9 protein-coding genes are annotated in these 14,317 nt (G+C 68.6%); 4 read left to right on the top strand and 5 right to left on the bottom strand.

Annotated elements, in window-relative coordinates:
* The first annotated feature begins 35 nt into the window (after positions 1-35).
* A complete protein-coding gene (locus ACGFNN_RS22285; RefSeq protein WP_393558234.1) occupies positions 36-2,084 on the top strand; it encodes a hypothetical protein in 2,049 nt (682 codons plus the stop codon).
* Positions 2,085-2,148: 64 nt separating this feature from the next.
* A complete protein-coding gene (locus ACGFNN_RS22280) occupies positions 2,149-2,775 on the top strand; it encodes a TetR/AcrR family transcriptional regulator (protein ID WP_393558232.1) in 627 nt (208 codons plus the stop codon).
* Positions 2,776-2,798: 23 nt separating this feature from the next.
* On the opposite strand, the gene ACGFNN_RS22275 is transcribed toward ACGFNN_RS22280, so the two are convergent.
* Genes ACGFNN_RS22275 through ACGFNN_RS22255 form a run of 5 tightly spaced genes read right to left on the bottom strand, consistent with a single transcriptional unit; the run spans position 2,799 to position 12,156 of the window.
* Positions 2,799-5,246: a glycoside hydrolase family 2 TIM barrel-domain containing protein gene (locus ACGFNN_RS22275; RefSeq protein WP_393558231.1), complete on the bottom strand. Its 2,448-nt coding sequence runs from the start codon at positions 5,244-5,246 to the stop codon at positions 2,799-2,801.
* Between the two features lie 34 nt (positions 5,247-5,280).
* Positions 5,281-7,554 carry a family 78 glycoside hydrolase catalytic domain gene (locus ACGFNN_RS22270; protein WP_393558229.1) on the bottom strand — a complete coding sequence of 758 codons (2,274 nt, stop codon included), beginning with the start codon at positions 7,552-7,554 and terminating at the stop codon, positions 5,281-5,283.
* A gap of 47 nt (positions 7,555-7,601) precedes the next feature.
* Complete coding sequence (locus ACGFNN_RS22265; RefSeq protein WP_393558227.1) at positions 7,602-8,855, bottom strand: serine hydrolase domain-containing protein; 1,254 nt, start codon at positions 8,853-8,855, stop codon at positions 7,602-7,604.
* A gap of 57 nt (positions 8,856-8,912) precedes the next feature.
* Positions 8,913-9,866, bottom strand: a complete 954-nt coding sequence (locus tag ACGFNN_RS22260) for an alpha/beta hydrolase fold domain-containing protein (RefSeq protein WP_393558225.1) — start codon at positions 9,864-9,866, stop codon at positions 8,913-8,915.
* Positions 9,867-9,918: 52 nt separating this feature from the next.
* Complete coding sequence (locus ACGFNN_RS22255) at positions 9,919-12,156, bottom strand: glycoside hydrolase family 3 C-terminal domain-containing protein (protein ID WP_393558223.1); 2,238 nt, start codon at positions 12,154-12,156, stop codon at positions 9,919-9,921.
* Between ACGFNN_RS22255 and ACGFNN_RS22250 the strand changes: the two genes are divergently transcribed.
* Complete coding sequence (locus tag ACGFNN_RS22250; protein WP_393558222.1) at positions 12,155-12,304, top strand: hypothetical protein; 150 nt, start codon at positions 12,155-12,157, stop codon at positions 12,302-12,304. The two genes, ACGFNN_RS22255 and ACGFNN_RS22250, sit on opposite strands and share 2 nt — an antisense overlap.
* 268 nt (positions 12,305-12,572) lie before the next feature.
* Positions 12,573-14,294, top strand: coding sequence for an AMP-dependent synthetase/ligase (locus tag ACGFNN_RS22245; protein ID WP_393558220.1), 1,722 nt, complete (start codon positions 12,573-12,575; stop codon positions 14,292-14,294).
* Positions 14,295-14,317 lie beyond the last annotated feature (23 nt).

Below are 14,317 nucleotides of genomic sequence, written 5' to 3'. Positions count from 1 at the left end.
CCTCGCTCGCGCACACCACTCGAAGGAGAGTGTCCATGTCGAGATCCCTACGTCGCGGAACGACGAAGCGCGTCGGTCTGATCGGTCTGCCGCTGCTACTCGTCGCGGTCGCAGCCACTCCCACTCAGGCGTCGCCGGCGTCCGCGCCACCGCCCGGTGCGGCGAGAGCCGGCACGACACCGCAAGCACCGCCGTGGGAGACCGTCCGGCTCCAGAAGATCAAGCTGCCGGCGACGGTGAAGAACGCGGCCGCGCCGGCGTACAGCAAGGACGGCAAGCACCTGCTGTTCTTCGGCAACATCAAGGCGGACCCCGCACAGAACCCGGACCCGGACCGCGGGCCGCTGCACCTGTGGGTGGTGGGCACCGACGGCAAGGGAGCGCGGTGTCTTTCCTGCGGCACCGAGGAACCGCTGGTCGGCGAGGCCGAGCAGCCGGGCCTCATCGCACCGTTCCCGGACGGCAAGCGGGTGTTCTACGGCCCGTACGGCGACCCGCGGGTCCTGCAGTGCGCACCCAGCGTGCTGAACTGCAAGACCGCCACCACGTACAAGATCGACACCTCGGGAACCGTACCCGCGGGCGGTGTGATCCCGCCCGGCGGCGCGGTCACGACGCCCTCGTTCGACACAGGCGGGGCGACCTCGCCGAAGCTCTCCCCCGACGGCAAGTACGTCGCCTGGTCCGACTTCCGCACGGACAGCCTGCTGTCGATGATGATCGGCAAGCTGGAGTTCACGGGCGACAAGTACCAGGTCACCGACGCGCGGACACTCAACCCGGCCGGACCCGCGTCTCCCACCGACCCCGATCCGCGCCCCTGGTCGGACAGCACCGCCCTCTTTGAGCTCAAGTCCTTCGCCGACAACGGGCGTTCGATGGTGTATGTCCAGGTCGGCGGCACCGCGTCCGGCAACCCCGATCTGTGGAAGGTGGATCTCAAGACCGGCAAGCGCACCCGTCTGACCGCCTATCCGGAATGGGAGGAGGACATGGCCATGTCGCCGGACGGAAGGTCGATGTACGTCGGGATCGACTCGCAGCGCCGGCACTACTTCGACTGGGCGGGCCTGATGCCCTTCCGTGGCTTCCTCGACGCGGCATGGGTCGGCGCAGCCGCCGTCACGCAGGTCTCGTCGTCCGAGCTGCGCTCGTGCATCCCGTTCGCCTCCGCGCTGCTGCCCGCCGACGGCGACCGCGGCGGCAAGCTCGTCGGGCAGGTCATGGCCCCGTACGACGGCGGTGACATCCGTGAGACCTCACAGTTGCACGGCTGGCCCATCTGGAGCCCGGACAGCACCTCGGTGGCGCTGAGCACGCAGAGCCTCACGACGCTGACACCCGCCTCCCACCTGCTCGTCGCCCACTTCGACCGAGCACCGAGCAGGCCTCAGCCGGTCGCGAGCTCCGCTCCCGGCGACTGGGCTCCGGCGCCGCAGGACTACCACGGAGCACTCGGCGCCGCCACGACCATCACCCTCAAGGGCCTCGCGTCGGGCACGGTGACGGTGACCTATCCGGGCCAGCTCAGTGGCCCCGCGCCGACCGAACCACGGGCCACCTACAGCGACTACTCCGACGACGGCAAGTCCTTCGTCAACGGCACCCAGGTAATCCAGCGCAGCGGCACGACGGTGCGCCTGCTCAACGATCTGACGCTCCAGGGCGAGCACACGGGTTCGCTCAAGGGCGACATCACGATGGACCTGAAGAGCCGGCCGTTCACGGTCACCGGATCCCAGACGGCGAAGTACGACGGCACCACCGTCACCGGGCCCGACCCGGCCGACGAACGCTGCGAGAACATCCGCGAGAAGCTGCCGCGTCCCACAGAGCTGGACGTGCAGACGCGGCGCTCCGGCGGGAGTGTCGTCGTCGAGGTCACGTCCGCCTACGACGGTGCCGGCGCCGACCAGCAGGACGTCGACCGCAGGCCTGTGCGCGGAGCGACCGTCACCGTCGGCGGAGACCGGGCCACGACCGATCGCCACGGTAAGGCCATCCTCCACCCGCGCGGCACACGGCTGACCGTGCACGTGAACGCGGGAGCATCGTTCCTGCCGACCGACGTCCCTCTCCACTGACACCTCCGGCCCGTTCCGCCCGCGGGCGGAACGGGCCGCTTCACTCACTCCGTAGAATTGCCCAGTGCCCGAACACCCGAGTACCAGTCTCAGCGGTCGCCGCTTCGAGGAAGGCCACCTTCTCGACGCCGCACGTGCCGTCTTCCACGCCGAGGGGTACTCCGCCGCCCAGGTGGCGGACATCGCCCGGCGCGCCGGGACGACCAAGCCGACCCTCTACGCCCGGCTCGGGAACAAGGAGCAGATCTACCTACTCGTCGTCCAGCGAGAGGCCGAGGTATTCAACGGCTGGATCGCCGACGCCTACGAGCAGGGCAGCGGTCGTCGCCTCTCCGAACTGGCCCGGATCGGAATGGATCCGCTCTTCCGTTTCGCCGCCGAGCGGGTCGAGGGCTTCGACCTGCTCTTCCGGGGCGAGAAGACCGGCGACCAGCAGGGGGCGCTGCGCCGGGAGGTTGTCAGTGGTGTCACCGAGCAGCTAACGAACCTCATCAAGCTGCGCCAGAAGAGCTTCGGACCGGACCTCGGGACAGCGGCCGACGCCTTGGCCGCGGCGTGCGTCGGTGTCGCTCTCCAGGTGTGCGAACACACCATCGACCACTGCGGTGACCTGGAGGCGGCCCGCCAGGTCGCCGAGCGTTTCGTGGGGAACGCCTTCCACAATCTCGACTTCGAAGCGCTCCCCCGATGAGCCAGCCCGGTGGCTGCTGTCCGTCAGCCGCCGGCTCGCGCATCCTCGTCGTCCCGGACCACCACCGTGACCATCGCCGGCGGGCAGTCCTGCGCCGAGGCGACGAGTCGGATCTCACCGGGGCCGGAGGGGCGCAGGATCGCGAGGGCACGGCCTTCGTAGGTCTGGTGGTCGGGGCCGTCGAAGCGTTCCTCGGTGGAGGGACGCGCGCTTCCGAAGCCCGCGAGGACACCGTCTCCGGTGACCTCCAGACGTACCGGGCGGTCGGATGCCGGATGGCATGTGCCGTCCTCGTCGGTCAGGGTGAGCGAGACGAAGGCGAGGTCACCTCCAGTGACCGCGATCACGCTCCGGTCCGCCTCCGTCCGAAGACGGCGCACGCCTTCGGCCGTACGCACCGCGTACCGGCCGGTCTCCACACCTCCGGTGTAGGCGATCGCCAGCAGCTCACCCTTCTCGAAGCAGACATCGAAGTCGGCGCGGAAGTTCTTCAACGGCTGACGACCTTGTCGGCGGCCGTTGAGGAGCACCTCGACCTCGTCGCCCGCGCCGTAGACCTCCACGGTGACCGTCGAGCCCTCGGCGTCCGGCCAGGTCCAGGACGAAATGCTGTCGCTCCAGGCCCAGGGCGTCCCGGCGAACGGCTTGTCCCTGTGCTCCGGCCGCCGTACAGCTATGTACGGGTCACTCCGCAGCCCGAACACAATCTCGCGGTAGTAGGAGGCGGGGCGGCGGTGACCCGTGATGTCGAGGTCGCCGCAGTCGGCGGTCAGGTGTGGGTACTGTGCCACGAGTTCCGGCTGGAAGGTGCCGGGGGTGACGTACCGCGGCCGGCCGATACCGACTTCTCCGAGGTAGTCCCAGCCGGTCCAGGTGAAGTCGCCGATGACGTGACTGTGCTCCTGGACCAGGCGCCAGATGCGGTCTATGTGCGTGGGGAACGTCTCGGTGCCGAGGATGATGCGGCCGGGGAAGAGCCTGCGGTCGATGTCGTAGCGGGCTTCGGCGTAGTTCATGCCTGCGACGTCGAGGACGGCGAAGGACTCCGCTGTCTTGTGGGTGACCAGGTCGGAGACGGCGAGGGCTTCCAGACGGGCGGCGGGGTCCGCCATGAAGGTGTTGATGCCCGTCCCGTCCTCGTCGGTCCGCCCGGCCTCCTCCTTCTCTCTCATGGCGGCGAGATCGGCCATGACGGCGAGGGCCGTGTTGACGCCGTTGGTGACGTAGCGGGTCGGGTCGAGGGCTCGGACCTTCTCCGCGAGGCGGCGCCCCCAAACGGCACCGGAGGGTGATCCTGTCTCGGGAATCTCGTTTCCGATCGAGTACAGGATGACGCTGGGATGGTTGTAGTCCTTGGCCACCATCGCCTCGAGGTCGCGTTCCCACCATTCGGCGAAGTGCAGGCTGTAGTCGAAGGCGGACTTCCCGGAGGTCCACATGTCGAAGGTCTCGTCGACGACGAGCATGCCGATCCGGTCGCAGGCCTCCAACATGGCGCGGCTCATAGGCTGGTGGGACATCCGGACGGCGTTGAAGCCGGCGTCCTTGAGCAGTTCGATGCGGCGTTCCTCAGCGCGCGCGTAGGTGGCCGCACCGAGGACTCCGTTGTCGTGGTGCACACAGGCGCCGCGCAGCTTCACCGGGTCGTCGTTGATGCGCAGTCCGTGGTCGGGGTCGAGTCGGAGGGTGCGGATGCCGAAGGGGACAGTCTCGGCGTCCAACTCGTCCTCGAGGGTGACGGTCGCGGTGTGAAGAGCCGGCCGGTTCGGACTCCACCGGGCGGGTTCACGAACGTACAGACGTTGACGCGCAGTCGCGCACTGCCCGGGTTCGACGGTGACCGGAGCTGCACCCTGCGCGACGACGCGCCCCTCGGGGTCGGTCACCTCCACGGCGAGCCGTACGGTGCGCAGGACGCGCTCGTCGCTCTCCACCCGGACGGCGACCTCGACGACCGCCCGCTTCTTGTCGACCTCCAGAGTGGTGACGCGAATGCCCTCGGGGGCGATCCGCACGGGGCCGCCCGTGAGCAGCCATGTGTCCCGGTAGATACCGGCGCCGGTGTACCAGCGCGAGTCCTGATGGGTGCGGGCCTCGACGCGGATCTCGTTGTCGGCTCCGTAGCGCAGGTACGGGGTGATATCGGCGCGGAACTGCGTGTAACCATACGGGCATTGCGTCACGTAGGCACCGTTGACGTACACCATGGCATCGCGGTAGACACCCTCGAACTCGACGAGGAGGCGTTTGCCCTCGTCCTCGGTGGCTACCTGGAACTTCTTGCGGTACTCGTAGGCGCCACCGCGGAAGTAGGCACCGGCCGCTTCCTCGGACGCGTCACGACCACGGTCCAGCATGGCGTCGTGCGGCACGGTCACCGCTCGGTGGCGGGTGGTGCGACCGGCCACCTCAGCGAACTGGTTCACCTTCGGCCGGAACTCCCAGCCCGCGTTGAAAGAGGTGCGCTTCATTGGTTCTGATGTCCTTCCGGGTTTGCCACGCGGCTCAGCTGATCGTCCGTACCTGCAGGGAAGGGCAGACCGTGGTACGGAAGCTGTGAGTCCCGCCGGTCACCGTGCGGCGGGAGCCGTCGGCCAGCACCACGTCCGCCTCGATCCCCTCCGGAACACGGACGTCGACATGGATCGCCCCGTCGTTGCCCTCCTCGCGCCGCCATCCGCACTCGACGCGTCCGTGAGGCGTGTCGAGTGCACCCCGTGCCCAGTCGAGGCCGGGGCCGGGGGTCGGCTGGAGCAGGAGTCGGGTGTATCCGGGCTCGGCAGGGCGGATACCGGCGACCGTCTTGTAGAGCCAGTCGACGACCGCGCCGAGGGCGTAGTGATTGAAGCTCGTCATCTCACCGGCATTGACCGTTCCGTCGGGCAGCATCGAGTCCCACCGCTCCCAGATGGTGGTGGCGCCCAGCGTCACGGTGTGCAGCCAGGACGGCCCCTCCTCCTGGAGAAGCAGGCGGTACGCGTCGTCGATGTGCCCGGTGTCGGCCAGTGCCCAGGTGAGGAAGGGAGTCCCCGCGAAGCCGGTCGCGACTCGGTGCCCGGCCTCAGCGACGAGGACAGCGAGCCGGTCGCCGGCCGCCTGCCGCTGGTCTCCTTCGAGCAGACCGAAATGGATCGCCAGGGCGTACACGGTCTGCGCGTCGGAGAGGATCGTGCCGTCGTCGTGTACGTAGTGCTTGAGGAACGCCTCGCGGGTGCGGTCGGCCAGGTCCCGCCAGCGCCGGGCTTCCTCCGGCCTACCCAACTCGCCCGCGGCATCGGCGGCGAAGGACGCGCTGCGGTACAGGCAGGCGGTCGCGACGACGCCGCCGTCAGCCTTCGACTCCCACGGCCGGTCGGCGGGGGCCGTGGGATCGAGCCAGTCTCCGAACTGGAAGCCCTCGTCCCACAGGCCCGAAGGCGAGATGCGGACCTCGACCGAGGCGAGGTGCCGAACCATGGCCGGGTAGTGCGCTGCAAGGCGGTCCCGGTCGCCGTAGGCCCACCACAGAGCCTCGGGCACCCATGCGGCGGCGTCGCCCCAGATCGCGGTCGGGACGAGCATGTGGGCGACTTTGGCACGTGCCTCGCTCGGGATGAACTTCAACACGTTGGGCACCACGAACGGGACGTGTCCGCCGTACTCGGTCTCCGCGGCGAGGTCGAGCAGCCAGCCGTGCAGGACGTCCGCGCAGTCGAACTGGTAGCAGGCGGTGGCGGCGTAGGCCGCGATGTCGCCGGTCCAGCCCAGGCGCTCGTCACGCTGTGGACAGTCGGTGGGCAGGTCGAGGAAGTTGCCCTTCTGCCCCCACAGCGAGTTCTCGACAAGCCGGTTGACCAGCGGATTCGAGCACTCGAAGGTGCCCGTGCGCGGCATGTCGGAGTGGACCACCACGGCTTCGAGGGTGTCGGGGGTGAGCGGACCCGGGTGGCCGGCAATCTCGGCGTAGCGGAAGCCGTGAAAGGTGAGGGTGGGTTCGAAGACATCGTCGCCCCCGGACAGCACGAACGTGTCGGTGGCCCGGGCTCCGCGCAGCGGCCGTGTGGCCAGTTCACCGTGTTCGAGGACTTCGGCGTGGCGGACGGTGATCTCCGTGCCGGCCGGACCCGACGCGCGCAGCCGGACCCAGCCGACCAGGTTCTGGCCGAAGTCCACGAGAGTCTTCCCGCCGGCCGAGGTCCAGATCCGTTCCGGACGCACCGTCTCGTGCCGTCGGATGGCGGGCTTGACCTGGGGGACCAGGACCGAGCGGTCGAACGCGACCGTGGTGACGTCCAGATGGGGACCCTTCGCCGCTCCGGCGACGATGCGTACACCGTCGTAGAGGCTGTTCTCGACGACGGACGACAGTCGGGCGTTCCAGTGCGGGCCCGTCGTCAGCAGTTGGGCGCCGCCGTCCCGGTACGTCACCTGCAGTTCGCCGATGAAGCCGAGGGCGGAGTCGTAGTCCAGCTTCAGGCCGGTGAAACCGAGCCCCCCGCGCCACCAGCCGTTTCCGAGAAGGACCTCGACTTCTACGGTGTCGGTGCGGTCGGTGAGGAGCGCGGTGACGTCGTACTCCTGGACCTGCAGCCGCCACTCGTACGAGCTCCAGCCGGGCGCGAGAACGTCCTCGCTCACGGCACGGCCGTTGACGCGCGCCTCGTACACACCGTGGGCCGTGGCACGCAGAACGGCCCTCGTCACCTCCGCCACGGGTTGGTCGAGCGTGAGCGTCGCGCCGAGTACGACGGCCGCGCCGCGGTCCGCTTCAGCGGTGATCATGGTGGCGTGTTCCAGCACGGTGGTGGTCCTTCTCCTGGGGTGCGGTGGTGGGTTGCCGGGCGCTGTTACTGCGGGGCGTCCGTCGGCAGGTCGCTGAGCACTTCGCTCAGCGCGGCAACGACGCGTGGCACGTTGCTCGCGACTTCCATGCGGTTGGTGAGATAGCCGAAGCCGATCTGGTGCCGTGGGTCCGCGAACCCGGCCTGGCCGCCGGCTCCGTCGTGGCCGAACGAGTCCTTGGTGAGCAGCGGCAGCGCATCGGAGAACAGCTGTACTCCGGCGCCCCATCGGTGGAAGGGGCCGGCGTTGTTCGCGTCGAAGGCTCCGGGGCCGCCGCTCCGCTCCCGCGTGAGGAGTGCGACACCGCGGTCCGACAGCAGGCGCTGCTGCCCGTCGGTCGGTGTGATCGCCGACGACCAGACGCGGGCGAGTGCCGCCGTCGTACCGATGCCTGTGGCGCTGACCAGGCCCGCTTTCTGTACGCGGGGGTCGTTGAGGCCTCCGTCCTCGGTGACGTAGCCCAGTGGGAAGGCGCCCCCCGTGGTGAAGAAGCGCAGCGCGCCGGCGTCGCCCGCAAACATCTCCGCCATCTTGGCGCCCATGACGTCGTGCTCCGGCGAGGTGCGCAGATGGGTGACGCGGGCGATCTCGGCATCCGTCGCCTGCAGGGCGATATCGGCGGGCGACTCGGTGCCGGTCATCTCCCGGAAGACCTCGGGGAGATCGAGGCCGGTCGCCCGCAGGACGGTCTCCCGGACCAACGGGCCCCATGTGACGCCGTGGTAGAGGTGTGCTTCGCCCGGGATCCAGCGAGGCTTCTGCGCGGCCAGCCGAGCCGCGAAAGCCCGGCCGTCCAGAACCTCGTCCAGCGTGATGTCCTCGTCCGGCGAGTACAGGCCCGCCCGGTGTGCGAGCAGGTCACCGACGGTCAGGGCCTGCTTGTCATGCACGCCGAACTCCGGCCAGTACTCCGCGACCGGCGTCTCCAGATCGATGCGGCCCTGCTCGACCAGCCATGCCACGGTGAGCGACGCGAGCCCCTTGGTGGAGGAGAAGAGGACACTCGGCGTCCGCTCGTCCCACTCCCGCCCGTCCCGGGCGTCCGCGACTCCCCGCCACACGTTGACCACCTCGGAGCCACGATGCCGGATCGCCAGTGCCGCGCCGGACGATTCGGGCTCGGCAACGGTGTCTGCGAACGCCTCCACCACAAGCCGGAAGGACTCATCGAAACGGCCTCCCAGATCGGACGGGAGGTCCACGTCGGATCGCGGTGCGCGGTCTTCCCGCCCCGCGGCTGCCGTGTCGGAACTGCTCACTGGTCTTCCCTTCGCCAGGGGGTAGTTGCGTGGTGTTGCGTGGTGGACGTCACTGCTTCAGCCCCTGAGCAGGCGAGCTGCCATCCGGTCGAGCGTGGTGTGCGCGGCGTCGAGGCCGACGATGTTGAGATGGCCGTGCAGGACGCCGGCCGAAAGCACCTGCTCGACGTCGACGCCCGCGGCACGGAGCTGCTCGGTGAAGAGTTCGCCGCTACTGCGCAGGCTGTCGAACTCGTCGTTGTCGATGTAGGTGGGCGGAAAGCCGGTCAGGTCCTCGGCATGCCCCGAAAACACGTACACCGACGCCGACTCGATCGGGTCACCGCCCAGCATGAGACCGGACACCATGTCCAACTGCTCGTTGACCATGAGCAACGGGCCCGGTACCTGCGTCAGAGCGGCGGCCAGCTCGTCCGACGGGGCGGGGATGGGCGCATGGACCAGCGGATACAGCAGCAGCGCCTGCCAGGGGGTTTCGCCCTCGTCCCGCAGGCGCAGCGCGGCGCCCGCCGCGAGATTGCCGCCTGCGCTCGCGCCCCCGACAGCGATGCGGTCCGGATCGATGCCGAGGTCACCGGCGTTGTCGCGCACCCAGCGATAGGCGGCGACGACGTCATCGTGGGGTGCGGGGAAGTGCACCTCGTCACTGCACAGGCGGTAGTCGACGGAGACCACGACCGCGTCGGCCCGCCCGGTAATGCCCCGAGCGGTCTCATGCGCCTCCGGCATGTCCAGGTCACCGCCGACCCAGGCGCCACCGTGCAACCAGACCAGGCACGGGCGTGGGGCGGGCGCCGGACCGGTCGGGCGGTAGACACGCACCGGGATCTCCGGGCCTGGGCCCGGGATCGTACGGTCCTTGACGTCGAGGTCCCAGGACTCGACAGGGCCGAGCGGCGCGCCGAGAGCCTCGTAGTCGGCGATGCTGCGGCTGTCCGCCGGCTTCCCGTTGAGTTCCGCGACACGGCGACCGATCTCCGGGTCGTATTCATGGCGGGGGAACGTGGTCATCTACGCCTCCAACGGCGACACGAAGCTTGAGGGATGCGGTGGTGCGACATACTCATCCGGTGGCGCCGCCCTCTGTTTCCGCAGCGGCGACGAGCGTCCTGATGGCATCCATGTCGAGCCCGAGGGTGGGGCCGTTGAACTTGACGAGCGGGATCTGGATGGCCGCGGCCAACGACATCGGGTCGACTTCGTCCGGGTGGACGGCGCCGGGGCGTTCGGCGAGTCGCTCGCGCAGAAGCTTGCCGCCGACGGGGTGGTCCAGCCACTCCCCCAGGGAGGACTGCTCGGTGAGCCGCTCGGCGCGGCCGTCGCCAGGTGTGTACAGCTCGGCGCGCAGTCGGATATCGCGCGAGGAAGCACCGACCTCGACCGAGAAGGCCCCTGGATCGACACGCCAGTCGCCCAGTTGGGGCGAATACCGTGCCAGGTCCCGGCCGGAAAGGGAGAGCTCTACCTGTCCAGAGCTTCCGGGAGCCAGCGCCAGTTTGGCGAAGCCTCGCAACTCGTGACGCGGTCGAGTGGGGTGCCGCTCGTCAAAGGCGACGTAGAGCTGAACGACCTCCTCACCGAACCGAGTGCCTGTGTTGGCGACGGTGGCACGAACCGTCCACGCGTTGGCGCCGGTCTCTTCGACGACGAGGTCGCTGTAGGCGAAGGTGGTGTAGCTCAGCCCGTGCCCGAAGGGGTAGGAGACCGGCACGTCCAGGGTGTCGTAGTGCCGGTAGCCGACATAGCGGCCCTCGCCGTGCACCGTGTGCCCGTCCTGACCGGGGAAGTACAGGTAGGACGGCACGTCCTGGAGGCGCAGCGGAATGGACTCCGTCAGCTTGCCCGACGGACTGTGAGCACCGAACACGAGGTCGGCAACGGCCGAACCGCCTGCCTGACCACCGAGCCAGGTCTCCAGTACGGCCGCGGCATCGTCCTGCCACTCGCTCACCGACACGGTCGATCCGTTCGACAGCACGACGGCGACCTGCGAGCAGGCAGCAGCCACTGCGTGTACCACCTCGACCTGCTGGGAGGGGAGCTGAATGTGCGTGCGGTCCTGCCCCTCGGTCTCCGCGGCGTCCGGCAGGCCGAGGAAGAGCAGGACGATGTCGGCGTCGGCCGCAAGGACCACTGCCTCCTCCACCAGCGCAGGAGCGTCGGCACCGTCGAGGAGGAACCCGGGCGCAAAAGTAAGGTCCAGTTCCGGTCCCGCTGCCTGCCGCAGCGCCTCCCAAGCGGTGTCGAGGCGCGTGGGCACGACTCGGGAACTACCCTGCCCCTGATAGCGCGGGGTACGGGCGAACTCGCCGATGACGGCCACCTTGAGGCGCGCGGAGGGGTCGATCGGCAGCAGGCCGCCGTTGTTCTTGAGCAGCACCGCTCCCGCGCGCGCGGCCTCGCGGGCCAGCTCGTGGTGGGCGTTCACGTCCCATTGGTCGAGGTGCGGGGCCCGGTCGACCCGTTCCTGGAGCTTCAGCAGACGTCCGGCCGCCGTGGCCACGGCCTCCCGGTCGAGGTGCCCGCCCTCGACGGCTGCCGTGATCTGGTCGTCGGTACCGTTCGGCGGCATCTGCAGGTCGAGTCCCGCCGCCAGGGAGGCGACCCGGTCGTTGACGGCCCCCCAGTCGGACATCACCAGTCCGTCGAAGCCCCACTCCTCGCGCAGCACCTGGGTGAGCAGCCAGGGGTTCTCACTGGCGTACACGCCGTTGACGCGGTTGTAGGAACTCATCACGGCGTACGGCTTCGCCTCGCGCACAATGTGCTCGAACGCGGGCAGGTACAGCTCGCGCAGGGTGCGTTCGTCGACGACGGCACTGACCCGCATCCGGTCGGTCTCCTGGTTGTTGACGGCGAAGTGCTTCAGGCACGCACCGACGCCCAGAGACTGGATCCCGTCGACGACAGCAGCCCCCATGACGCCGCTGACGTGCGGATCCTCCGAGAAGTACTCGAAGTTGCGCCCGCACAGCGGACTGCGCTTGATGTTGACACCCGGACCGAGAACCACGTCGACCTTGAGCGCGCACGCTTCCCGGGCCACCGCGGCGCCGATCCCGCGGACCAGATCAGGATCCCAGGTGGAGCCCATGGTGACCGCGGGCGGATAGCAGGTCGCCGGGACGCTGGGCGCGAACACGCTGCCGTTCTCAGCGGTACGCCGAAGCCCGTGAGGTCCGTCCGAGACGTTGAGGGAACGCGCGATGTCGCGTACGGGGGCGGTGGACCAGGCCGTGCCGCCCGAGGTGAGGGACGCCTGTTCGGCGATGCTGAGGTTCGCGAGCTGCTCGGAAGTCATGTCGATCCTGTTCGGTGCGGTACTGAAGGGCTTTCTCGGCCGACGTCACGACCACCTCGCCGTCGGCGACTCAATGACCCTGTCGGGGCGGCGCTATCCCACCGCCAGACTTGAAACGATTCAGACAGGCAGCAAAGAGCTGACTTGACGAGCGGATCACACGGAGCCTCTCAGGCCCGACCGCATCACCCCGACACCCGGTTCGGCGCAAATGCGAGCCACGCAAAGAGGAGTTGAGTGATGACCGTCACAACTGATACGAACAAGTGAAACGTATGAGTAACGTAACGGCCATACAAGCACCGCACAAGAGCTCCGAGCCCGGCAATCTCCCGCGCCCCGCGCTCAGTGCCACCGACGGCTGAACCGTCTGCCTGCTGACGCCCCGCGCATCTCTCCCTCATCCGGAGGCCTCGATGACTTCTCTGCCCCTGACGCTCGACCAGCGCCCGCCGACCGTCGCGCACCTCTTCCTCGACCGCGTTCGGGCGACCCCGGACACCCCCGCGTACCGCTTCCCCACCGCTGATGAAGCAGAGTGGGGTGAGCTGAGCTGGGCCGGCACCGCGGAGCGCGTCACGGCGCTCGCCGCGGGACTGCTGTCACTCGGCGTCGATCCTTCCGAGCGTGTCGCCATCGCGTCGAGCACTCGGATCGAGTGGATCCTGGCGGATCTGGCCGTCATGTGCGCGGGCATGACCACCACGACGGTCTACCCCAGCACGGAGGCGGACGAGACGGCCTTCATCCTGGCCGACTCGTCGAGCCGAATCCTGTTCGCCGAGGACGCCACACAGGTCAGAAAGGTCCTCGCGGAGCAGGATCGGCTACCCGACCTGACGACCGTGATCACGTTCGACGCGACGGAGGAGATCCCGTCCGACCGCTTCACGATCCTGCCCCTGTCCGAACTGGAACAACGCGGCACCGCTCACCTACGCGACCAGCCGGACGTCGTACGGAAGTCGGTCGACAGCCTCGACTCGGACCAGATCGCCACGTTGATCTATACCTCTGGAACGACCGGACGCCCCAAGGGAGTGCGCCTCTCCCACGACTGCTGGTCCTATCAGAGCGCGGCCCCTGTGATCACGGGGCTGCTACGCCCCGACGACGTCCACTACCTCTGGCTCCCGCTCTCCCACGTCTTCGGTAAGACCCTCATCTGCGGGCAGATCGCAACCGGCCATGTGATGGCTGTCGACGGTCGCGTCGACAAGGTCATCGAGAATCTACAAACGGTCCGGCCGACAGTGATGGCGGCCGTTCCGCGCATCTTCGAGAAGATCTACGCAGCCATCGTCTCCCAGACCGTCCGGAGTGCCGAAGCCCCCGCCCCCCAGCTGGTCCGCGCGGCCTTCGGCGGGCGGCTGCGGATCGCGGTCTCCGGCAGCGCGGCGCTCGACCCCGGGATCACCTCCTTCTTCGTCGATGCCGGTGTGCCGGTGCTGGAGGGCTACGGGCTCACCGAGACCGCAGCCGGCTCGACGGTCAACCGACCGGACGCCGTGCGCGTAGGAACCGTCGGCACCCCGTACCCGGGCACCGAGATACGTGTCGCCGACGACGGCGAGATCCTGCTGCGTGGGCCGAGCGTGATGCGCGGCTATCACCACCTGCCGGAGCAGACCGCCGAAGTCCTCGACGCCGACGGCTGGTTCCGGACCGGCGACATCGGCACACTCGACTCCGACGGATATCTGCGTATCACCGACCGGAAGAAAGACCTGTTCAAGACCTCCGGAGGGAAGTACATCGCCCCGAGCGAGGTCGAAGGCCGATTCAAGGCGCTCTGCCCCTTCATCAGTAACGTGATCGTCATCGGTGACCGGCGCAACTACTGCACGGCCCTGATCACCCTCGACGCCTCCGTACTCCTGCCCTGGGCGGCCGGCCACGGCATCCCAGGCGACTACGCACAGATCGTCAACGCCCCCGCCACGTACCAGCTCATCGACAGTTACGTGCGGACGCTCAACGAGCGGCTCCAACGCTGGCAGACCATCAAGAAGTTCACACTGCTGTCGCGCGACCTCGACGTGGAGCACGGCGAACTGACCCCGAGCCTGAAGGTCAAACGCGCCCTTGTCGCCCGTGCCTACGAGGACGACATCGCCGCCATGTACGACCGCCCTTGAGTAAGTCACATCCGCACCCGAGC

The sequence above is a fragment of the Streptomyces sp. NPDC048590 genome (genome assembly GCF_043199535.1).
GTDB lineage: Bacteria > Actinomycetota > Actinomycetes > Streptomycetales > Streptomycetaceae > Streptomyces.
Note: the sequence above shows the minus strand (reverse complement) of the source record. Positions and strands in the feature narration are given on the sequence as shown.